We start from the raw sequence: 22,182 nt of genomic DNA on the forward strand, positions 1-22,182 counted from the left end.
GCTCAGTCCTTCTTCCGCTTCGTCCGCCGCGCCACCGGGATCGTACGGCCGACGATCACGGTGCGCCGCGTCTCCTTGGCCGGGCCCGTGGGCACGTCCTCCTTGCGACCGCCGAGTGCCCGGCGGACGCCGTACCCGAACGCGGCGACCTTGACCAGGGGGCCGCCGAAGGTGGAGGCCACGGTGGTGGACAGCGCGGAGGCGTTGGACGTGACCTCCTGGACGTCGGAGGCGATCGCGTCGACCCGGTCGATCTGGGTCTGCGCGGAGCGCACCGCCGAGGACGCGTCGGCCAGCAACGGGACGGCCTGGTCGGTCACGTCCGCCACCAGCTTGGTGGTCGCCCTGAGCGTCTGGGCCAGCCTCGCCAGTGCCACGGCGAGGAAGGAGACCAGGATCGCCCAGAAGACGGCCACCAGGATCCCGGCCACCTCGCCACCGGACACCGCGCACCCGCTCCCTGAAAGACGTGCCTGAACATCGGGAAAGTCGTGCACCGAGCCTATCGCGCCGGGCACGGGGCTCCGTACCGGTTTACCGTCCGCGTCGGGGGGACCGTGGTCGAGTTGCGTGAAGCGATTGTACGGAGTGAATACGGTTCAGTACGCTCCGTGTTTCATGCGAGACCATCGGCGCGACGGCACCCCGCACGGCAACCTTCCGCTGGAGCTCGACACCTTCGTGGGCAGAGCGAGAGAGCTCGCGGAGCTGGGCCGGGCGCTGGAGGACGGGCGGCTGGTGACCGTGACCGGGGCCGGCGGGGTCGGGAAGTCGCGCCTGGCGGCGCGGGCGGCCGCGCGGTGCACGCCCCGGGACGGGGTGTGGCGGGTGGAGCTGGCGCCGGTGCGCGACGAGGAGTTCGTCGACTACGCGGTCGTGGAGGCGCTGGGGCTGACCGACCACACGACCCGGCTGCCGCGCGAGACGCTGGTCGCGCACCTCGCCGAGCGGGATCTGCTGCTGGTCCTCGACGGGATCGAGCACCTGGTGGACGCCTGTGCCGCGCTGGCGGCCGATCTGCTGGGCCGTGCGCCCGGGCTGCGGATCCTGGCGGTGGGCCGCAGGCCGCTGGAGGTGGCCGGCGAGCGACTGCTCCCGCTGGCGCCGCTGCACCCGGAGGAGGCGGTGGAACTGCTGACGGTCCGGGCGGGGCAGCGGCACACGGCGCCCGGGTACGGCACCGAGCCGGATGAGGGCGACGGGCTGCTGCGGGAGCTGTGCCGGCGCCTGGACGGGATCCCGCTGGCGATCGAGCTGGCGGCGGGACGGCTGGGCGCGCTGTCACCGGCCCAGGTGCTGCAACGGCTGGACGACCGCTTCCGCCTGCTGACCGGCGGGGACCGCACGGCGCTGTCCCGGCACCGGACACTGCGGACGGCGATCGGCTGGAGCCACGAGCTGTGCACGCCCGGGGAACGGCTGCTGTGGGCACGGCTGTCGGTCTTCTCCGGTCCGTTCGACCTGGAGGCGGCCGAGTACGTGTGCAGCGGCGAGGGACTGCCCGCCGACGAGGTGCTCGACGTGCTCTCCGCGCTGCTCAACCAGTCCGTGCTGACCCGTGAGGAGTCCCCGGCGGGGGTGCGCTACCGCATGCTGGACACGGTGCGGGCCTACGGCGCCGACTGGCTGGAGGCGACGGGGGACGCGGCGCGCATGCGGCGCCGGCACCGGGACTGGTACGTGGGCCTGGCGACGTGGTGCGAGCTGGAGTGGTTCTCGCCGCGCCAGCGCGAGGTCGCCGCGCGGGTGGACGCCGAGCTGCCGAACCTGCGCGGCGCCCTGGAGCACTGCCTCACCGAGCCGGACGAGGCGCACCTGGGCCAGTACCTGGCGGGCGCCCTGTGGTTCCACTGGGTCGGCTGCGGGCGGCTGTCGGAGGGGCGGCGCTGGCTGGAGCAGGCGGTGCGGCTGGACGCGGACGGGACGGCGGGCGAGCAGTCCCGGCTGAAGGCGCTGTGGGTGCTCGGCTACGTGGCGATCCTCCAGGGCGACACGGTGCCGGCGCTGGCGGCCCTCCAGGAGTGCCGGGAGGAGGCCGAGCGGTCGGCGAACCCGACGGCGGTGGCGTATGCGGAGCACCGCACCGGCTGTCTGGCGCTGGTCACGGACGACATGCCGCGCGCTGAATCGCTCCTGCGCTCCGCGCTGCGCCGCTACCGGGAGATCGGCGAGCTCAACAGCAACGTGCTGATGGGCCAGGTGGAGCTGGCGATGACGCGGGCGTTCCAGGGCGATCTGCCGGACGCGGTGCGGCTGTGCGAGGACGTCCGCCAGGTGTGCGAGGACCACGGCGAGCGCTGGGCCCGGGGCTACGCCCTGTACGTGCTGGCCTACGCGGCCTGGAGCGACGGCGATCCGGTGCGCGCCCGGGCACTGCTGGCCGACTGCCTGAGCGGCGCCCACCGCTTCCGCGACCAGCTGGGCTCGGTGCTGGCGGTGGAGTTGCTGGCCCTGGTCACGGTGGCGGAGGGCGATGCCGCCGAGGCGGCGGTGCTGCAGGGTGCGGCGGGGCGGATGTGGCCGTCGGTGGGGCTGCCCCTGTTCGGCTCGGCGCACTACAACGCGCCGCACGAGCTGTGCGAGGCGGCGGCCCGGGAGCAGCTGGGCGACGAGCGGTACGAGGAGTGCGTACGGCACGGGGCGCGGCTCGGCCGCCGGGAGGCGGTGTCGCGGGCGCTGCGGCGGCCCGGGGTCCGGGTCACGACGCCGCCGCCGCGCGCGTCCGGGCGGCGTGGCGGGTCCGGCGCGCGGACGGCGAAGCCCGCCGCCTCGCCCACCCGGAAGGGCGGGGAGACGGCGGGCTGAGGTACCGCGGGTGTACTGCGGCCTGCTCGGTCAGCCTGGGGGCTGGATCAGCGGGCGTAGTACTCGACGACGAGCTGCTCGTCGCAGATCACCGGGATCTCCTTGCGGTTCGGCTCGCGGTCCAGGCGGAACGCCAGGGCCTTGAGGTTCACCTGGAGGTAGCGCGGGGTCTCGCCGTCGGGGGCGAAGCCACCCTCACGGGCGATCGTGAAGAGGGTCTTCTCCTTGGAGCGCTCGCGCACCTGCACGACGTCGTCCGGACGGACACGGAAGGACGGCTTGTCGACCTTCTGGCCGTTGACCTGGATGTGGCCGTGGACGACCATCTGGCGGGCCTGGTAGATCGTGCGGGCGATGCCCGAACGCAGGACCAGCGCGTCGAGACGGCGCTCGAGCTCGATGACCAGGGCCTCGCCGGTCTTCATGTTGGTCTTGGAGGCGCGCTCGTAGGCGCGGACGAGCTGACGCTCGCTGAGGTCGTACTGCGCGCGCAGACGCTGCTTCTCGAGCAGACGGACCTTGTAGTCCGAGTTCTGCTTGCGGCCGCGGCCGTGCTCACCCGGCGGGTAGGGGCGGGCCTCGAAGTACTTGACGGCCTTCGGCGTCAGCGCGATGCCGAGGGCACGCGACTTCTTGACCTTGGGGCGGGACTGGTTCGCCACTGTGTCTCTTTCCTAGTTACGGCTTGTCAGGGTTGAGGGAGGTCGCAATCCGCAGCCGGGGAAACCCGCCTGGTCCGCGTGGGACCCGCCGGGCAGCCGCTCCCCTGGTCTGGGCACATACGTGCAGCACGCGAGTGGCCCACCGACCTCTCCCGGGACTCCGGGTGGTGGTGGGCTGCCCGCGACACCATCGACGGTGCGCGACGCTCCTGGAACCCCGAGGGGTTCCGGCCGGTTGTCCCGTTCTGACTGCACGGGACTCGGCACTTCGGGCGATTCTACAGGCTGCTCAGGGCCGCTTGCGACCGAGGTGCCCGCGGGTCCACTCGACCGCGTCCGCGTACCGGGCCTCGGCGCCGTGCCGGGTCGGGGTGTAGTACGTGCGGTCCTTCAACTCGTCCGGCGCGTACTGCTGGGCGGCGATGCCCTCCGGCAGGTCGTGCGGGTACACGTATCCCTGCCCGTGCCCGAGCTTGCCCGCGCCCTTGTAGTGGCTGTCGCGCAGGTGCGCGGGGACCGGCCCGGCGTGCCCCTTGCGTACGTCGTCCAGGGCGGCGCCGATGGCGGTGGTGGCGGCGTTGGACTTGGGGGCGAGGGCCAGGGCGATGGTGGCGTGGCTGAGGGTGAGGGCGGCCTCCGGGAAGCCGATCATGGCGACGGCCTGGGCGGCGGCGACGGCGATCGGCAGCGCGTTCGGGTCGGCGAGGCCGATGTCCTCGCTGGCGGAGATCATCAGGCGCCGGGCGATGAACCGGGGGTCCTCGCCGGCCTCGATCATCCGGGCCAGGTAGTGCAGGGCGGCGTCGACGTCGGAGCCGCGGATGGACTTGATCAGGGCGCTGGCGACGTCGTAGTGCTGGTCGCCGTCGCGGTCGTACTTCACCGCGGCGCGGTCGACCGTCTCCTCCAGCGTCGCCAGGGTGACCTCGGCCTCACCCTTGTCGAGCGCGGCCCCCGCCGCGGCCTCCAGGGCGGTCAGCGCGCGGCGGGCGTCGCCGCCGGCGATGCGCAGGAGGTGTGCCTCGGTGTCCTCGGGGAGGGCGACGGCGTCCTTCAGACCGCGCTCGTCGGTGAGCGCGCGCTTCAGCAGGGCGCGGATGTCGTCGTCGGTGAGGGGCTCGAGGGTGAGCAGCAGGGAGCGGGACAGGAGCGGGGAGATCACCGAGAAGTACGGGTTCTCCGTGGTGGCGGCGATGAGGGTGACCCAGCGGTTCTCGACGGCCGGGAGCAGGGAGTCCTGCTGGGCCTTGCTGAAGCGGTGGATCTCGTCGAGGAAGAGGACGGTCTCCTTGCCGTACCCGCCGACCGCGCGGCGGGCGCCGTCGATGACCGCGCGCACCTCCTTGACGCCCGCGGTGATCGCCGACAGCTCGACGAAGCGCTTGTTGGTGGCCTTGGAGACGACGTATGCCAGGGTGGTCTTGCCGGTGCCGGGCGGCCCCCAGAGGATGACCGAGGAGGGCCCGGCGGGACCGGAGGCGCCCTCACCGACCAGTCGGCGCAGCGGCGAGCCGGGCTTGAGCAGGTGCTGCTGGCCGACGACCTCGTCGAGGGTGCGCGGACGCATCCGCACGGCGAGGGGGCTGCCGGTCGGGTCCTTCTCCTGGCGTTCTTCGGCTGCGGCGGTGAACAGGTCGGGCTCCACGTCATGAACCCTAAATCACCGTACTGACAACGCGGCGGGCGCGGTGGAGCAGCCGCTCAGCTGGTCCAGAAGTCCCACCAGCGGGTCAGGATCATCATGCCGATGATGCCGATGTGCAGCACCGGCAGGACCCAGGTGAACTCGCCGAAGAAGCTCCTGAGCCAGGCCGGCGCGGGCAGGAAGCCCTTGCGGACGTTGAAGGACGTCACGTACCAGAACATGATGATCGTGGCGACCCAGGCCAGGCAGCACCACAGGCACAGGGCGTTGATCCGGTACAGGGACTGGAACTGCAGCCACGTGCAGAACCCCACGCCGAAGAGCGTGCCCGCGTTGAAGGTGAGCCAGTACCAGCGCGGGAAGCGGGCTCCGGCGAGCAGGCTCATGCCGGCGCAGACGACGATGCCGTAGGTCACCAGGCCGAGCATCGGATTGGGGAAGCCGAAGACGGCCGCCTGGTCGCTCTCCATGACGCTGCCGCAGGAGACCACGGGGTTGAGGCTGCACCCGGGCGTGAACGTCGTGCCCGCGACCTTGGCCTCGAGCAGCTTGAACTTGTCGAGCGTGATGACCCAGGCGGCGAGCACTCCGGCCGCGCCCGTGATCACCAGCAGCAGGGCGAGGGCGCGGCTGCCGCCCTCGGCGCGCGGTGTTCCGGCGGTGGGCTGCGGCGCGGGCTCTGCCACGGTGGAGGCGTCCTTCACTGTCGTCTTGCTCATCACGCCGATTCCGTCTCGGGTCGGGCCTGCTTCGGGCAGGGCCATTGTGCCGCACGGACCTGTGTGGGCACTGTTCGATGAACATAAGAACGCACGGGTGACCGCCCCGGAGCGACGTGTTCCGGCCGATGTCCGTCGCCCCCGGGGCACGCGCGAGCGAACGCGTGCCCCCCAGGGGCGACGGGACGTACGGATGTGCTAGCCGAGCCTCGACTCCAGCTCGGCGACGATCTCGTTGACGCCGATCGCCGACTGCTCGCCGGACTCCATGTCCTTGAGCTGGACGACCCCTTCGGCCAGGTCGCGCTCGCCGAGGACCAGGGCGTAGCGGGCGCCCGAGCGGTTGGCGGCCTTCATCGCGGCCTTGAGGCCCTTGCCGCCGTAGGAGAAGTCGGCGGCGACGCCGTTCTTGCGCAGCTCGGTGACCTTGGCGAACAGGACCCGGCGGGCCTCCTCCCCGAGCGGGACCGCGAAGACGGAGGTGGCGGACGGGATGTCCAGTTCGATGCCCTCCGCCTCCAGGGCGAGGACGGTGCGGTCGACGCCGAGGGCCCAGCCCACGGACGGCAGGGACGGGCCGCCGATCATCTCGGACAGTCCGTCGTAGCGGCCGCCGCCGCCCACCGCGGACTGGGAGCCCAGCCCGTCGTGGACGAACTCGAAGGTGGTGCGCGTGTAGTAGTCCAGGCCGCGCACCAGCTTCGGGTCGTCCTCGAAGAGCACACCGGCCGCCGTGATCAGCTCGCGGACCTCCTCGTGGTACGCCTTGCAGGCGTCGCACAGGTAGTCGCGCAGCAGCGGGGCGTCGGTGAGCTGCTTCTGCACGTCCGGGCGCTTGTCGTCCAGGACGCGCAGCGGGTTGATCTCCGCGCGGCGCAGCGTCTCCTCGTCGAGGTCGAGGCCGCGCAGGAAGTCCTGGAGGGCGGCCCGGTACACGGGACGGCACTCCTGGTCGCCCAGGGAGTTGAGCAGGATGCGGAAGTTCCTCAGGCCCAGCGCGCGGTACGACTGGTCGGCCAGGATGATCAGTTCGGCGTCCAGCGCCGGGTCCTCGGCGCCGATCGCCTCGGCGCCGACCTGGGAGAAGTGGCGGTAACGGCCCTTCTGGGGACGCTCGTAGCGGTACTGCGAGCCCGAGTACCAGACCTTCACCGGGAGGTTGCCGGCCTTGTGCAGGTTGGCCTCCAGGACCGCGCGCAGCACGGGCGCGGTGGTCTCCGGGCGCAGGGCGAGCCGGTCGCCGCCCTTGGTCTCGAAGACGTACATCTCCTTGGTGACGATGTCGGTCGACTCACCGACACCGCGGGCGAACAGCTCGACGTTCTCGAAACCGGGCGTCTCGATGTAGCCGTAGCCGGAGTTGCGCAGGGGCGCGGCGATGGCCTCGCGGACCGCCAGGAACTTCGCGGAGTCGGGCGGCAGCAGGTCGTACGTGCCCTTGGGGGCCTTGAAGGTGCTCACGGGAGGTCTCTCGTCACATTCCTCGTCGGGGAGCCCCGGGGGCTCCCTGGCCGGCCGCCACCTGCCGCAGGTAGGGGTTGGTGGCGCGTTCCTGGCCGATGGTCGTGTAGTCGTTGTGCCCGGGCAGCACCACGGTGGAGTCGTCGAGCGGGAGGACCACGCGGGCCAGGGACTCGAGCATGTCGTCCATGGAGCCACCGGGGAAGTCGGTGCGTCCGATGGAGCCGGCGAACAGCAGGTCGCCCGAGAAGAGGACCGGCGGGACGTCCGCCGCCTCGGGCATACCGAAGGTCACCGACCCCTTGGTATGGCCCGGCGCGTGCGCGACGGTCAGCTCCACGCCCGCCAGTTCGAGCTTGGTGCCGTCGGTCAGTTCCCTCACGTCGTCCGGCTCGCCGACGGTCAGCTCGCCCATGAGCGGCATGCCGATGGTGCGGCCGATCCCCTTCTCGGGGTCGCTCATCATGAAGCGGTCGTCGGGGTGGATCCAGGCCGGCACGTCGTGCGCGCCGCAGACCGGGACGACCGAGGCCACGTGGTCGATGTGGCCGTGGGTGAGGACGACGGCGACGGGCTTGAGCCGATGCTTCCTGATCGCTTCCTCGACTCCGGGGGCCGCCTGGTGGCCCGGGTCGATGATCACGCACTCCTCACCGGCGGCGGGGGCGACGAGATAGCAGTTCGTCCCCCAGGCCCCGGCGGGGAACCCGGCAATGAGCACGATCGTCCTTCGTTTGTGTCGGTTCGGGTGGGCTTGCGAACGGGTCGCGCCCATGGTCAGAGCCTACCGGCGGTGCCGATTCCTCAGCGAACCCATATACGGTACGGGGCTACACGCCCACGGTCGGCTCATCGCACCCACGCGTACCGGTCGGCACACGAAGACGCATGAGGAGAGAACCCGGTGGTCACCCAGGAGCAGCGGCGGCGTCAGCTCGCCCGGGAGAAGTTCTTGCGGCAGCAGCAGCGACGTACCTCCGCGCGGCGCAAGGCGCGCATGCGCAACGCCGCGATCGCGTCGGTGCTCGGTGTCATCCTGATCGGCAGCGTCGCGCTGTACACGACCGGGGTGGTCCTGGGGGACGACGACAGCAAGACCAACGCGAACGCTGAGGTCACCCCCAGCGCATCGGCGAGCAGCAAGGCCCCGGACCCGTGCGAGAAGCCGGCCAAGGGCGAGGTCAAGACGCAGACCTGGAAGAAGGAGCCTGCGATGACCATCGACAAGTCGGCGAAGTACACGATGACCCTGGCGACGACCTGCGGCGACATAGACGTCGCCCTGAAGGCGTCGGCGGCGCCGCACACCGTCAACTCGTTCGAGTTCCTGGCCGGCAAGGGCTTCTTCGACCACACGCCGTGCCACCGCCTGACCACCAAGGGGATCTTCGTGCTCCAGTGCGGCGACCCGACCGGCCAGGGCAACGGCGGTCCGGGCTACACCATCCCGGACGAGAATCTGAAGGACAAGAGCCTCAAGAAGAACACGTACCCGGCGGGGACCGTGGCGATGGCGAACACCGGCCAGCCGGGCTCGGGCGGCAGCCAGTTCTTCCTCGTGTACCAGGACAGCCCGCTGCCGCCCAGCTACACGCCGTTCGGCACGATCTCGGACGAGGGGATGACCGTCCTGAAGAAGATCGCCACCGCCGGTGAGAGCACCGGCGCGGGGGACGGAGCACCCAACGCGACGGTCGTGATCGACAAGGCCACCGTCACGAAATCCTGACCCTCATCTGCGAAATTTCGGTCGTGCGGGATGCGGACAGGCCACCCGCCGGTCGCCTATGTTGGCCGTGACGAAACTGTGGACGATGCCCGGGGGCGGCGAAGCCCTCCGCAGGCATCATGTGGAGGAGGCGCTGTGAGCAGCGACCCGTGGGGCCGCGTCGATGAGACGGGGACCGTGTACGTGCGTACCGCCGACGGCGAGAAGGTCGTCGGTTCCTGGCAGGCGGGCTCCCCCGAGGAGGCCCTGGCCTACTTCGAGCGCAAGTACGAAGGCCTGGTTGTCGAGATCGGCCTCCTCGAGAAGCGAGTGAAGACCACCGACCTGTCGGCGAAGGACGCCCTGACCGCGGTCGAGCACCTGCGGGAGCAGGTCGACGCCCACCACGCGGTGGGTGACCTGGACGCGCTGCGGGCCCGGCTGGACAAGCTCGTCGAGCTGGTGGACAAGCGTCGCGAGGAGCGCAAGGTCCAGCGGGCCAAGCAGTCCGACGAGGCGCGTTCCGCCAAGGAGGCGCTGGTCACCGAGGCCGAGGAACTGGCGCGGTCCGACCAGTGGCGGGCCGCGGGTGAGCGGCTGCGCTCCCTGGTGGACACCTGGAAGGGCCTGCCGCGCCTGGACCGCAAGTCCGACGACGAGCTGTGGCACCGCTTCTCGCACGCGCGCTCGGCGTTCTCCAAGCGCCGCAAGCAGCACTTCGCGCAGCTGGACGCGCAGCGCGAGGAGGCCCGCCGGATCAAGGAACGGCTGGTCGCCGAGGCCGAGTCGCTGTCGAACTCGACGGACTGGGGGCCGACGGCCGCGCGCTACCGCGACCTGATGTCCGAGTGGAAGGCCGCCGGTCGCGCCCAGCGCGAGCACGAGGACGACCTGTGGAACCGCTTCCGCGGCGCCCAGGACGTGTTCTTCGCCGCCCGCGGCTCGGTCTTCGCCGAACGGGACGCCGAGCAGTCGGAGAACCTCAAGCTCAAGGAGGAACTGGCCGAGGAGGCCGAGAAGCTCCTGCCGGTCACCGACCTCAAGGCGGCCCGTGCCGCCTTCCGCTCGGTCAACGAGCGGTGGGAGGCCATCGGCCACGTGCCGCGCGACGCCCGGCCGAAGGTCGAGGGCCGGATGCACGCGGTCGAGCGGGCGCTCCAGGAGGCCGAGGAGGCCGAGTGGCGCCGGACGAACCCGGAGGCACGCGCGCGTGCCGAGGGCCTGACCGGTCAGCTCCAGGCGGCCGTGGACAAGCTGCACTCCCAGATCGAGCAGGCGCGCGCCCAGGGCAACAACGCCAAGGCCGACAAGCTCGCACGTGAACTGGAGGGCCGCCAGGCGCTGCTGGACCAGGCGCTGAAGGGGCTGCACGAGTTCGGCGGCTGACACACACCCGCGCATACCCGGAGGGGCTCCCGTACACGCCGTACGGGAGCCCCTCCGCCTGTGTGGGTGGCCGCTACGACGGCCTGCGCGCCGACGTCACCCGGTACACGTCGTAGACGCCCTCGACGCCGCGTACGGCCTTCAGGACGTGCCCGAGGTGCTTGGGGTCGCCCATCTCGAACGTGAAGCGTGACGTGGCCACGCGGTCGCGGGAGGTCTGGACGGCCGCCGAGAGGATGTTGACGTGCTGGTCGGACAGCACCCGGGTGACGTCCGAGAGCAGCCGCGAGCGGTCCAGCGCCTCGACCTGGATGGCGACCAGGAAGACGGAGGACTGGCTGGGGGCCCACTCGACCTCGAGGATGCGCTCGGGCTCCCGGGACAGCGAGTCCACGTTCACACAGTCGCTGCGGTGAACGGATACGCCGCTGCCGCGGGTGACGAAGCCGATGATCGGGTCGCCGGGGACGGGCGTACAGCAGCGGGCCAGCTTGATCCAGACGTCCTCGACGCCCTTGACCACGACGCCCGGGTCGGCGCTGGTACGGCGCTTGCGGCCGCGACCGCGGGCGGGCGGGACCGACTCGTCGATCTCCTCGGTGGCGGCCTCCTCGCCGCCGAGCGCCTGGACCAGCTTCTGCACGATGTTCTGCGCGGAGACGTGGCCCTCGCCGATCGCGGCGTACAGCGCGGAGATGTCCGAGTACCGCATCTCGTGCGCCAGCGTGACCAGGGAGTCGCCGGTCAGGATCCGCTGGATCGGCAGGTTCTGCTTGCGCATGGCCCGGACGATGGCGTCCTTGCCCTGCTCGATCGCCTCGTCGCGGCGCTCCTTGGAGAACCAGGCGCGGATCTTGTTGCGGGCGCGCGGCGACTTCACGAAGCCGAGCCAGTCACGGGAGGGGCCCGCGCCGGCCGCCTTGGAGGTGAAGACCTCCACCAGGTCACCGTTGTCCAGGGTGGACTCCAGCGGGACGAGCCGGCCGTTGACCCGCGCCCCTATGGTGCGGTGGCCGACCTCGGTGTGGACGGCGTAGGCGAAGTCGACGGGGGTGGCGCTCGCCGGCAGCGCTATGACGTCGCCCTTGGGGGTGAAGACGAAGACCTCGTTGCGGGAGAGGTCGAAACGCAGGGACTCCAGGAACTCGCCGGGGTCCTCGGTCTCCTTCTGCCAGTCGAGGAGCTGCCGCAGCCAGGCCATGTCGTTGAGGTGGTCGTCCTTGCCCTTGCCGGACGACTTGGGCGCGTCGGTGCGGACCTTGGAGGCCCCCGCGACGGCCTCCTGCTTGTACTTCCAGTGCGCGGCGATGCCGTACTCCGCGCGGCGGTGCATGTCGAAGGTGCGGATCTGCAGCTCGACCGGCTTGCCGTTGGGGCCGATGACCGTCGTGTGCAGCGACTGGTACATGTTGAACTTGGGCATCGCGATGTAGTCCTTGAACCGGCCGGGGACCGGGTTCCATCGCGCGTGCACGGTGCCGAGTGCCGCGTAGCAGTCGCGGACGGTGTCCACGAGGACGCGGATGCCGACCAGGTCGTAGATCTCCGCGAAGTCACGGCCGCGGACGATCATCTTCTGGTAGACGCTGTAGTAGTGCTTGGGGCGGCCGGTGACGGTCGCCTTGATGCGGGCCGCGCGCAGGTCCTGCTGGACCTCGTCGGTGACGATGGCGAGGTACTCGTCGCGCTTGGGGGCGCGCTCGGCGACCAGGCGGACGATCTCGTCGTACATCTTGGGGTAGAGGATCGCGAAGGCGAGGTCCTCCAGCTCCCACTTGATGGTGTTCATGCCCAGCCGGTGGGCGAGCGGCGCGTAGATCTCCAGGGTCTCGCGCGCCTTCTTCTCCTGCTTCTCGCGCTTGAGGTAGCGCATGGTGCGCATGTTGTGCAGGCGGTCGGCGAGCTTGATGACCAGGACGCGCGGGTCCTTGGCCATGGCGACGACCATCTTGCGCACGGTCTCGGCCTGCGCGGCCTCGCCGAACTTGACCTTGTCGAGCTTGGTGACGCCGTCGACGAGGAGGGTGACCACGTCGCCGAAGTCCCGGCGCAGGTCCTCCAGGCCGTACTCGGTGTCCTCGACCGTGTCGTGCAGCAGGCCCGCCATGAGCGTGGCCGGATCCATGCCCAGCTCGGCGAGGATGGTGGTGACGGCGAGCGGGTGCGTGATGTACGGGTCGCCGCTCTTGCGCTTCTGGCCGCGGTGCCAGCGCTCGGCGACCTGGTAGGCGCGCTCGATCTGGCGCAGGGTCGCCGTCTCGATCTTGGGGTCGTTGCTGCGCACGATCCGCAGCAGGGGTTCCAGGACCGGGTTGTACGGGTTGGCGCGCTGCACGCCGAGGCGGGCGAGGCGGGCGCGGACGCGGTTGGACGAGCCGGAGCGGGCGGGCTGCCCGGCGGGCGCGCGGACCACGGGGGCGTTGCGGTCGCGCTCGGGCGGGAGCGGCTTGGGAGGAGCCTGCTGCTCGGCCGGCTTGTCGACGGGCGCGGACGAGGCGTGCTGGATCGGCCCGCGGCTGTCGTTCTTCGCCTGCGGCGCGCTGGGCGCGGGCTTCGCCGCGGGCGCCGAGGCGGACTCGGGCTTAGCGGCGGTCAGTGGCTGGGCCTCGTCTGGCAAGAGGACTCCTCGTGCGCGATCCGGGTCCCCCGGTCAGGCTCCGGAAACCCCATGGTAGCGATCCCGCGCTCCGGGATCGCCTTCAGGCCGATGTGAGGGCCGTCAAGCGGAGAAACGCCTGAGGCGGGCGCCGGATTCCTCCGGGCCCGCCTCCGCGGTGCGGCGAGAGCCGTCAGACCGTGAGCAGCGCCTTCAGCGGCGCCCCCGCCAGGGCGGGCTCCAGCCGGGCGCGCCCGTCCAGGAAGCCCAGCTCCATCAGGACCGCCAGGCCCGCGACGCGCGCCCCGGCCCGGCGGATCAGCTCCAGCGAGGCCTCGGCGGTGCCGCCGGTGGCCAGGACGTCGTCGACGACCAGCACCCGGTCCTCGGCGCTCAGGTCCTCGGCGTGCACCTCGATCTCGGCCGAGCCGTACTCCAGGTCGTAGGCCTGGCTGAGGGTGGCCCCGGGGAGCTTGCCCGCCTTGCGTACGGGGATGAAGCCGAGGCCGGCCTTGAGGGCCACCGGGGCGCCGAGGATGAAGCCGCGGGCCTCCAGGCCGACGACCTTGGTGGCGCCGGTCTGCTCGGCGACCTCGGCGAGCGCGCCGGTGAGGGCGCTGAACGCGGCCGGGTCGGCCAGGAGCGGGGTGATGTCCTTGAACACCACGCCCGCCTCCGGATAGTCGGGCACGTCCCGGATGCGGCTGAGCAGCAGCTCCGTGACGTCGGTCGTTCCGGTCATCGGCGCTTCCCCGAGGGTCGGCCGCGGCCCCGGGTGCGGGACGCGGGCTGGTTGCGGGGACCGACGACGGCGGGGGCGGCGTCGTCGGGCTCCTCGTCGTCGTACCGGTCCTCGTGGAGGTCGGTCTCGAACTCGGCCGGCTCGCCCTTGGCCGCGGCCTGGGCCCGCTTGGCGAGGACCCGCTTCTTGAGGGCCTTCATCTGCGGCTCGGCCTCCTTGAGGTCGGCGACGAGCGGCGTGGCGATGAAGATCGACGAGTACGCGCCGGCCGCGAGGCCGACGAACAGCGACAGCGAGATGTCGTTGAGCATGCCCGCGCCGAGGACACCGCCGCCGATGAAGAGCAGACCGCCCACCGGCAGCAGCGCGACCACCGTGGTGTTGATGGAGCGGACCAGGGTGCTGTTGATCGACCGGTTGGCGATCTCGGCGTAGGTCCAGCGGGTCTGTTTGGTGATGTCTCTCGTCTGTTCCTTGAGGCTGTCGAAGACGACGACGGTGTCGTAGAGCGAGTAACCGAGGATCGTGAGCAGACCGATCACCGTGCCGGGCGTGACCTCGAAGCCGACGAGGGCGTAGATGCCGACCGTGATGGTGATGTCGTGGACCAAGGCGACGAACGCGGCGAGCGCCATGCGCCACTCGAAGGCGATGGCCAGGTAGATCACCACCAGGACCATGAAGATCCCGAGGCCCTGCCACGCCTTGTTCGCGACCTGGTCACCCCAGCTCGGGCCGACCAGATCGGCGTTGATCCGCTCCGCCGGGACGTCGAGGTCCTGGGACAGCTGCTCCTTGATCTGGTCCGAGGCCTCGGTGTCGGTGCCCGCGATCTGGATGCGGAGGCTGCCGTCGCCGAGCTTCTGGACGATCGCGTCGTGGCCGGAGGCCTCTTCCGCGTAGGACTCGGCCTGGGAGACCGAGACGCTCATGTTCTTCGGGGTGGTGAAGACCGCGCCGCCCTGGAACTCGATGCCCATGTGGAGGCCGCGCACCGCCAGGCCGACGATGGCCGTGATGGTGATGAGGATGGAGATGCCGTACCAGAGCTTGCGGTTCTTGACGAAGTCGTAGCCGATCTCGCCATGGTGCAGTCGGGCGCCGAGGTTGCCGAGCTTTCCCATCTCACGCCTCCTTCGGGTCGACAGGGCCTGCGGCGGGACGGGCGGGACGGCGGGTGCGGCGCAGCGGCGGCTTGGCACCCAGGCTCTTGGGGTCGAGGCCGGACCACTTGTGTCCGCTCGCGAAGAACCTGCGCCGGGCCATCAGCGTCAGCAGCGGCTTGGTGAAGAGGAACACCACCACGACGTCGAGGAGCGTGGTCAGACCCAGCGTGAACGCGAAGCCCTGCACCTTGCCGACGGTGACGACGAAGAGCACCGCGGCGGCGAGGAAGGACACGAAGTCGGAGACCAGGATGGTGCGCCGGGCGCGCGGCCAGGCCCGCTCGACGGCGGGACGCAGCGTGCGTCCTTCCCGGATCTCGTCGCGGACGCGTTCGAAGTACACGATGAACGAGTCCGCCGTGATGCCGATGGCGACGATGGCACCGCACACGGCCGGCAGGTTCAGCGCGAAGCCGATGGTCGGGCCGAGCAGCGACATGATCACGTACGTGAGACCGGCGGAGACCAGCAGCGAGGCGATGGCGATGAACGACAGGCCCCGGTAGTACACCAGCAGGTAGAGGACGACCAGGGCGAGGCCGATCGCGCCGGCGATCAGACCGGCCTTGAGCTGCTCACCGCCGAGCGCGGCGGTGACGGTGTTGACGCTGTCCTCCTTGAAGGTCAGCGGCAGGGCGCCGTAGGACAGCATGTTGGCGAGGCCCTGGGCCTCCTCCTGGTCGAAGCTGCCGGAGATCTCCGCGCTGCCACCGGTGAGCGCCTGGCTGACGTAGGGGTCGGAGACGACGTCGTTGTCCAGGACGATGGCGAACTGGTTCTGCGGGGACTGGTTCTGCGCCAGCTTGCCGGTGATGTCGGCGAACTTCTTGGCGCCGCCGTCCGTGAATTTCATCGTCACGGTCCAGCCGGCGGCGGTCTGGGTGTTGAAGACCGCTTCGGACTTGTCGACGTCCGTGCCGTCGACGGCCGCCGGACCGAGGATGTACTTCTGCCACTGGCCCTGCGCGTTCTGGCCACAGGCGACCATCGAGTCGCCCGCCTTGGCACCGTCGCCCGCCTTGGCGCGGGCCGCCGCGTCGGTGCAGTCCAGCTTCGCGTACGCGGCCTGGAGCTTGGCGGTCGCGTCGTCGCCGGAGGCGCTGGCGCTCGGGGAGGCGGAGGCGCCGTCGGAGGCCGAGCCGGACGGGCTGGGGTCGGCCTTCAGGGCGTCGCTGGCGGCGCGGCCCTGGGTGGTGGCGCTCGCCGAGGCGGAGCCGGACGGGGCGTCGCTCGCCTTGTCCGGGTCGGTGGCCTTGTCCGTGGCGTCGTCGGTCGCCGCGTCCGGGGTGCCGCCGGTGGCGCTCGGCGAGGGGCTGCCGGTCGCGTTCGCACCGGAGAGTTCGGTGGTGAGCACCGGGCGGAAGTAGAGCTTGGCGGTGGTGCCGACCTGCTCCCGGGCTTCCTCCGAGTTCGTGCCCTTGGGGATGTTGACGATGATGTTCCGGTCGCCCTGGGTCTGGACCTCGGCTTCGGAAACACCCAGACCGTTGACGCGGCGCTCCATGATCTGGACGGCCGTGTCCATGTTGGTCTTGTTGATCGCGGACTCCTGGCCCGCCTCCGGCACCGCCCGGAGTGTGATGCTGGTGCCGCCGGCCAGGTCGATGCCGAGACGCGGAGTCGTGTGCCCGGAGGCGAACATGCCACCGGTGAGTGCCACGATGGCGATCAGAATCAGGGCCAGCGAGCGCCCGGGCCTACTCTGAGCGCTCGCATTCTTTCCCTTTTTAGGTGCTACCACCTTTGCGTACTCCCTCTCGGGCCGCTTCGCGCCGGGTAGGCGTCACCGGCGGCCATCACGTGGTGTCGGACCGTGCGAGCCGCGCGTCACTCGGGGTGCGCGGGAGCGCCCGCGCATCCCGGGGCACGGCTACTTCGCCTCGGGACCGCCGTCGGACTTCTTCGCCTGCTCGTCCGTCTTCGCCTCGGCGGGCGCGGCGTCGGCCACCGGCTCGGCGGCCGGCTCGTCGTCCACGTCCTTCTTGCCGAGGTCGACGGACTTGCCGTCGGAGGCGGCAGCGTCGTCGGCGGTGGCGTCGGTCTCGGTGAGGGAGGAGGCGTCGTCCGGGACGATGTCGCCGTCGGACTTCAGGTCGTGCTCGATGCCGTGGACGATGCGGTTGTACTCGTCGTCGGTGAGGACGGCACCGATGGAGTTCTTGGCGAAGAGGAGCTCCACACCCGGGCCGGCGTCGAGGAGGACCGTGTCGTCGTTGACCTCCTTGACCGTGGCGTACATGCCCCCGATGGTGCGGACGCCGGAACCGGGCTGCATCTGGTTCCGCATGTCGACGGCCTGCTGCTGCTTCTTCTTCGCCGACCGGGTCATCAGGAACATGGCCCCGATGAGCACGATGAACGGGAGGAGGGTCACGAGACTCACGGGTCGGTACTTCCTTCACACGACCGCGATGGTGAGCGGCCTGATGGTTGGGGGTGTGTGCGCCGCCGACAGGGGCGGCATCGGCGGAGTCTAAGCGAGTCCGCGCGCATGGAACAACGCTCAGCATGGCACCGGGGTTCCTGCTCCGGCGAATGTCCTCTTCGTGACGGTGTGGTCACGCCCCGAACAAGTCCTGTTGTCCGTTTCCGGAGGTCTGCGAACGCGGCGGGGTGAGGCCGAGGTGGGCCCAGGCTGCCGGGGTCGCGACCCGTCCGCGCGGGGTGCGGGCCAGGAGGCCCTCCCGGACGAGGAAGGGTTCGGCGACCTCTTCCACTGTCTCACGCTCCTCCCCCACGGCGACGGCGAGCGTGGACAGGCCGACCGGACCGCCGCCGAACAGCTTGAGCAGGGCCTCCAGGACGCCCCGGTCCAGCCGGTCCAGGCCCCGGGCGTCGACCTCGTAGACCGCGAGGGCCGCCGCGGCGATCTCCTGGGTGATCAGGCCGTCGGCCTTGACCTGGGCGTAGTCCCGGACGCGGCGCAGCAGGCGGTTGGCGATGCGGGGCGTGCCGCGGGAGCGGCCGGCGATCTCGGCGGCGCCGGCCGTGTCGATCTCGACGTCGAGCAGACCCGCCGAGCGGTGGATGACCCGTTCCAGCTCGGCCGGTCCGTAGAACTCCATGTGGGCGGTGAAGCCGAAGCGGTCGCGCAGCGGGGGCGGCAGCAGCCCCGCGCGGGTGGTCGCCCCGACCAGGGTGAAGGGGGGCAGCTCCAGCGGGATGGCGGTGGCGCCGGGCCCCTTGCCGACGATGACGTCGACGCGGAAGTCCTCCATCGCCATGTAGAGCATCTCCTCGGCGGGCCGCGACATGCGGTGGATCTCGTCGAGGAAGAGGACCTCGCCCTCCTGGAGGGAGGAGAGGATCGCCGCGAGGTCGCCGGCGTGCTGGATGGCGGGGCCGGAGGTGATGCGGATGGGGGCGCCCATCTCGGCCGCGATGATCATCGAGAGCGTGGTCTTGCCGAGGCCGGGGGCACCGGAGAGCAACACGTGGTCGGCGGTCGCCCCGCGCGCGCGGGCGGCACGCAGCACGAGGTCGAGCTGCTCGCGCACCTTCTCCTGGCCGATGAACTCGCCCAGGTCCTTGGGGCGCAGGGCGGCCTCCACGGCCTGGTCCTCGCCGTCGGCGACAGGGCCCACCAGCCGCTCGGAGGCGTTGGTGTCGGTCGTGTCGTCCCAGTTCACTTGATGAGTCTCCTAGCCGGCTATCGGGCGCGGTTGAGCGTCTGCAGGGCCGCCTTCAGCAACTGACCCACCTGGGGCGTGCCCTGGGCGGCCTCCGCCTGGGGGGTCACGGCGGAGACGGCCTCGTCGGCCTCGCGGGTCGCGTACCCGAGTCCGATGAGGGCGGCGTGCAGCTGGTCGCGCCAGCCGCTGCTGACCGGGGCGCCGACGGCCGGGGCGCCGATCGGTTCGCCGAGGCGGTCCTTCAGTTCCAGGAGCAGTTTCTGCGCTCCCTTCTTGCCGATTCCGGGCACGGCGGTGAGCGCCTTCTCGTCCCCGGTGGAGACGGCTCGGCGCAGGGCGTCGGGGCTGTGCACGGCGAGCATCGCCTGGGCCAGGCGGGGGCCGACGCCGCTGGCCGTCTGGAGCAGCTCGAAGACCTGGCGCTCGTCGTCGTCGGCGAAGCCGTACAGCGTGAGCGAGTCCTCGCGGACGACGAGGGAGGTGGCGAGCTTGGCGGGCTTGCCGAGGCGGAGCGTGGAGAGCGTGTTCGGCGTGCACTGGACGGCCATGCCGACGCCGCCGACCTCGACCACCGCGGCGTCGGGGGCGAGGGCGGCGACGGTGCCGCTGACGAAGGCGATCATGGCGTACGGCCTTTCGAGGCGTGCGGGGAGCGGGGGGCCCGGGCTGCGTGCAGGGCGACGGCCTGCTGGAGGCGGTTCTGCGCGGGGGCGCGCCAGATGTGGCAGATGGCGAGCGCGAGGGCGTCGGCGGCGTCGGCGGGCTTCGGGGGCTCGGCGAGCCGCAGCAGGCGGGTCACCATGGCGCCCACCTGGGCCTTGTCGGCGCGGCCGCTGCCGGTGACGGCGGCCTTGACCTCGCTGGGGGTGTGCAGGGCGACGGGGATGCCGCGGCGGGAGGCGCACAGGATCGCCACGGCGCTGGCCTGGGCGGTGCCCATCACCGTGCGGACGTTGTGCTGGCTGAAGACGCGCTCCACCGCGACGTACTGCGGCCGGTGCTCGTCGAGCCACTGCTCGATGCCCTGCTCGACGGCGACGAGACGGTGGCCGAGGTCCGCGTCCGAGGGCGTGCGGACGACGCCGACGCCGACCATGGTGAGCGGTCGGCCCGCGACGCCCTCCACGACGCCGACGCCGCAGCGGGTCAGCCCCGGGTCCACCCCCAGTACGCGCACGCCGTGGTCCCCTCTGCTCGATCACCTGTTTGTGCAGGCTATCGGGTGCCACCGACAACGGCGGCGGGCCGGGGGACGTGTCCCTCCGGCCCGCCGGAAATCGCCGTGCGCGCGGCGGCGTTACGCGTCGACCTTCTCCATGATCTCGTCGCTCACGTCGAAGTTGGCGAAGACGTTCTGTACGTCGTCGCTGTCCTCCAGGGCGTCGATCAGCTTGAAGATCTTCCGGGCGCCCTCCTCGTCCAGCTCGACCTGCATGGTCGGGACGAAGTTGGCGTCGGCGGACTCGTAGTCGATGCCGTTGTCCTGGAGGGCGGTGCGGACCGCGACCAGGTCGGTGGCCTCGCTGAGGACCTCGAAGGTCTCGCCGAGGTCGTTGACCTCCTCGGCGCCCGCGTCCAGGACGGCGGCGAGGACGTCGTCCTCGCTCAGCTCCCCCTTGGGGACGATGACGACGCCCTTGCGGTTGAACAGGTACGACACCGAGCCCGGGTCGGCCATGGAGCCGCCGTTGCGGGTCATGGCGACGCGGACGTCGGAGGCGGCGCGGTTGCGGTTGTCGGTGAGGCACTCGATGAGCACCGCGACGCCGTTCGGACCGTAGCCCTCGTACATGATCGTCTCGTAGTCGGCGCCACCGGCCTCAAGGCCGGCACCGCGCTTGACCGCGGAGTCGATGTTCTTGTTCGGGACCGACTGCTTCTTCGCCTTCTGGATGGCGTCGTACAGCGTCGGGTTGCCGTCGATGTCGGCGCCGCCCATGCGGGCCGCGACCTCGATGTTCTTGATCAGCTTCGCGAAGAGCTTGCCGCGCTTGGCATCGATGACGGCCTTCTTGTGCTTCGTCGTGGCCCATTTAGAGTGGCCGGACATCTGCCTGTCTCCTTCGCGTAACCCGTCTTTGTACGAACGCAGGAATCCTACTAGGACTCCACGGCCCCGTTCGCGCGCACCATGTCGGCGAAGAGGCGGTGCACGCGGTGGTCGCCGGTCAGCTCCGGGTGGAACGACGTGGCCACCGCGTTGCCCTGGCGGACCGCGACGATGTGGCCGTCGTGCTCGGCGAGCACCTCGGCCGCGGCGCCCACGGACTCGACCCAGGGGGCGCGGATGAAGACGCCCTCCACGGGGCCGCCGTCCACGCCCTTGACGGCGACGGCCGCCTCGAAGGACTCGTTCTGCCGTCCGAAGGCGTTGCGGCGCACGATCATGTCGATGCCGCCGACCGTCTCCTGCCCGGAGCGCGGGTCGAGGATCTTGTCGGCCAGCAGGATCATGCCGGCGCAGCTGCCGTAGACGGGCATGCCGTCGCGCACGCGCGCGCGGAGGGGCTCCATCACGCCGAAGAGGACGGCCAGCTTGGAGATGGTGGTGGACTCGCCGCCGGGCAGGACCAGGCCGTCGACCTCGGCGAGTTCTTCGGGGCGCCTCACCGGCCTGGCCACGGCGTCGGCCGCGGCCAGGGCGACGAGGTGCTCCCGTACGTCGCCCTGGAGGGCCAGGACGCCGATGACGGGGGTGTCACTCATGGTTCGGGTGCCTTACCAGCCGCGGTTGGCGTAGCGCTCGGTCTCGGGGAGGGTGTCGCAGTTGATGCCGACCATGGCCTCGCCGAGGTTGCGGGACGCGTCCGCGATGATCTTCGGGTCGTCGTAGAAGGTGGTCGCCTTCACGATGGCGGCGGCGCGCTTGGCCGGGTCGCCGGACTTGAAGATGCCGGAGCCGACGAAGACGCCCTCGGCGCCGAGCTGGCGCATCAGCGCGGCGTCGGCCGGGGTGGCGACACCGCCGGCCGAGAAGAGGACGACGGGGAGCTTGCCCAGCTCGGCGACCTCGCGGACCAGCTCGTAGGGGGCGCGCAGCTCCTTGGCGGCGGCGTACAGCTCGTTGTTGTCGTAGCCGCGCAGGCGGGCGATCTCGTTCTTGATCTGCCGCAGGTGGCGGACCGCCTCGACGACGTTGCCGGTGCCGGCCTCGCCCTTGGAGCGGATCATCGCGGCGCCCTCGGCGATGCGGCGCAGGGCCTCGCCGAGGTTGGTGGCGCCGCAGACGAAGGGGGTCGTGAAGGCGAACTTGTCGCTGTGATTGACCTCGTCGGCCGGGGTGAGGACCTCGGACTCGTCGATGTAGTCGACGCCAAGGGACTGCAGGACCTGGGCCTCGACGAAGTGGCCGATGCGGGACTTGGCCATCACCGGGATCGAGACGGCCTCGATGATGCCCTCGATCATGTCCGGGTCGGACATCCGGGCCACGCCGCCGTCCTTGCGGATGTCGGCCGGGACGCGCTCCAGGGCCATGACGGCGACGGCGCCCGCGTCCTCGGCGATCTTCGCCTGCTCCGGCGTGACGACGTCCATGATCACGCCACCCTTGAGCTGCTCGGCCATGCCGCGCTTCACGCGGGCGGTGCCGGTCTCGGGGGCCTGGTTTTCGGAGAACGTGCTGGACACGGGTACCTCGCTGAGGGAAAGGGGGCTTTC

At 71.0% G+C, this 22,182-nt stretch carries 20 protein-coding genes; 3 read left to right on the plus strand and 17 right to left on the minus strand.

Annotated elements, in window-relative coordinates; genetic code table 11:
* Positions 1-2: 2 nt before the first annotated feature.
* The gene (locus ACFIF2_RS25295) at positions 3-446 is read right to left on the minus strand and encodes a DUF948 domain-containing protein (RefSeq protein ID WP_395575531.1); all 444 of its coding nucleotides are present in this window, start codon (positions 444-446) and stop codon (positions 3-5) included.
* Between the two features lie 172 nt (positions 447-618).
* On the opposite strand from ACFIF2_RS25295, the gene ACFIF2_RS25300 reads away from it, so the two are divergent.
* Positions 619-2,805 carry an ATP-binding protein gene (locus tag ACFIF2_RS25300; RefSeq protein WP_395575532.1) on the plus strand — a complete coding sequence of 729 codons (2,187 nt, stop codon included), beginning with the start codon at positions 619-621 and terminating at the stop codon, positions 2,803-2,805.
* Positions 2,806-2,852: 47 nt separating this feature from the next.
* On the opposite strand, the gene rpsD is transcribed toward ACFIF2_RS25300, so the two are convergent.
* The 5 genes from rpsD to ACFIF2_RS25325 form a co-directional block, all read right to left on the minus strand.
* Positions 2,853-3,467, minus strand: coding sequence for a 30S ribosomal protein S4 (gene rpsD, locus ACFIF2_RS25305; RefSeq protein ID WP_030185023.1), 615 nt, complete (start codon positions 3,465-3,467; stop codon positions 2,853-2,855).
* A 289-nt stretch (positions 3,468-3,756) separates the two neighbouring features.
* Complete coding sequence (locus ACFIF2_RS25310) at positions 3,757-5,112, minus strand: replication-associated recombination protein A (protein WP_395575533.1); 1,356 nt, start codon at positions 5,110-5,112, stop codon at positions 3,757-3,759.
* Between the two features lie 56 nt (positions 5,113-5,168).
* Positions 5,169-5,831, minus strand: coding sequence for a vitamin K epoxide reductase family protein (locus ACFIF2_RS25315; protein WP_395575534.1), 663 nt, complete (start codon positions 5,829-5,831; stop codon positions 5,169-5,171).
* Between the two features lie 198 nt (positions 5,832-6,029).
* Positions 6,030-7,292, minus strand: a complete 1,263-nt coding sequence (gene hisS, locus ACFIF2_RS25320; RefSeq protein WP_395575535.1) for a histidine--tRNA ligase — start codon at positions 7,290-7,292, stop codon at positions 6,030-6,032.
* A gap of 13 nt (positions 7,293-7,305) precedes the next feature.
* Positions 7,306-8,013: an MBL fold metallo-hydrolase gene (locus ACFIF2_RS25325; protein ID WP_395575536.1), complete on the minus strand. Its 708-nt coding sequence runs from the start codon at positions 8,011-8,013 to the stop codon at positions 7,306-7,308.
* A gap of 183 nt (positions 8,014-8,196) precedes the next feature.
* On the opposite strand from ACFIF2_RS25325, the gene ACFIF2_RS25330 reads away from it, so the two are divergent.
* Positions 8,197-9,021, plus strand: a complete 825-nt coding sequence (locus ACFIF2_RS25330) for a peptidylprolyl isomerase (RefSeq protein ID WP_395575537.1) — start codon at positions 8,197-8,199, stop codon at positions 9,019-9,021.
* Between the two features lie 135 nt (positions 9,022-9,156).
* A complete protein-coding gene (locus ACFIF2_RS25335; protein WP_395575538.1) occupies positions 9,157-10,386 on the plus strand; it encodes a DUF349 domain-containing protein in 1,230 nt (409 codons plus the stop codon).
* 73 nt (positions 10,387-10,459) lie between these two features.
* Here ACFIF2_RS25335 and relA read toward each other — a convergent pair whose 3' ends face one another.
* The 11 genes from relA to pdxS form a co-directional block, all read right to left on the minus strand.
* Positions 10,460-13,003: a GTP pyrophosphokinase gene (relA, locus tag ACFIF2_RS25340; RefSeq protein ID WP_395575539.1), complete on the minus strand. Its 2,544-nt coding sequence runs from the start codon at positions 13,001-13,003 to the stop codon at positions 10,460-10,462.
* 172 nt (positions 13,004-13,175) lie between these two features.
* Positions 13,176-13,724: an adenine phosphoribosyltransferase gene (locus ACFIF2_RS25345; protein WP_395575540.1), complete on the minus strand. Its 549-nt coding sequence runs from the start codon at positions 13,722-13,724 to the stop codon at positions 13,176-13,178.
* Positions 13,721-14,848, minus strand: coding sequence for a protein translocase subunit SecF (gene secF, locus ACFIF2_RS25350; protein ID WP_395575541.1), 1,128 nt, complete (start codon positions 14,846-14,848; stop codon positions 13,721-13,723). Before secF ends, ACFIF2_RS25345 begins: the two co-directional genes overlap by 4 nt.
* Position 14,849: 1 nt before the next feature.
* The gene (gene secD / locus ACFIF2_RS25355) at positions 14,850-16,631 is read right to left on the minus strand and encodes a protein translocase subunit SecD (protein ID WP_395575542.1); all 1,782 of its coding nucleotides are present in this window, start codon (positions 16,629-16,631) and stop codon (positions 14,850-14,852) included.
* Positions 16,632-16,760: 129 nt separating this feature from the next.
* Positions 16,761-17,273, minus strand: coding sequence for a preprotein translocase subunit YajC (gene yajC, locus ACFIF2_RS25360; protein WP_395575543.1), 513 nt, complete (start codon positions 17,271-17,273; stop codon positions 16,761-16,763).
* Positions 17,274-17,448: 175 nt separating this feature from the next.
* The gene (gene ruvB, locus ACFIF2_RS25365; RefSeq protein WP_395575544.1) at positions 17,449-18,519 is read right to left on the minus strand and encodes a Holliday junction branch migration DNA helicase RuvB; all 1,071 of its coding nucleotides are present in this window, start codon (positions 18,517-18,519) and stop codon (positions 17,449-17,451) included.
* A gap of 20 nt (positions 18,520-18,539) precedes the next feature.
* Positions 18,540-19,145, minus strand: coding sequence for a Holliday junction branch migration protein RuvA (gene ruvA, locus ACFIF2_RS25370; RefSeq protein ID WP_395575545.1), 606 nt, complete (start codon positions 19,143-19,145; stop codon positions 18,540-18,542).
* Positions 19,142-19,699 (minus strand): crossover junction endodeoxyribonuclease RuvC, encoded by a 558-nt coding sequence (gene ruvC, locus ACFIF2_RS25375; protein WP_395575546.1) that lies wholly within the window; start codon positions 19,697-19,699, stop codon positions 19,142-19,144. Before ruvC ends, ruvA begins: the two co-directional genes overlap by 4 nt.
* Positions 19,700-19,819: 120 nt before the next feature.
* Positions 19,820-20,572, minus strand: coding sequence for a YebC/PmpR family DNA-binding transcriptional regulator (locus tag ACFIF2_RS25380; RefSeq protein ID WP_395575547.1), 753 nt, complete (start codon positions 20,570-20,572; stop codon positions 19,820-19,822).
* 50 nt (positions 20,573-20,622) lie between these two features.
* Positions 20,623-21,228, minus strand: a complete 606-nt coding sequence (pdxT, locus tag ACFIF2_RS25385; RefSeq protein ID WP_395575548.1) for a pyridoxal 5'-phosphate synthase glutaminase subunit PdxT — start codon at positions 21,226-21,228, stop codon at positions 20,623-20,625.
* A 12-nt stretch (positions 21,229-21,240) separates the two neighbouring features.
* A complete protein-coding gene (gene pdxS, locus ACFIF2_RS25390) occupies positions 21,241-22,152 on the minus strand; it encodes a pyridoxal 5'-phosphate synthase lyase subunit PdxS (RefSeq protein WP_395575549.1) in 912 nt (303 codons plus the stop codon).
* Between the last annotated feature and the right edge of the window lie 30 nt (positions 22,153-22,182).

The organism is Streptomyces sp. BK79, assembly GCF_044142145.1.
In the GTDB taxonomy this organism is placed as follows: Bacteria; Actinomycetota; Actinomycetes; order Streptomycetales; family Streptomycetaceae; genus Streptomyces.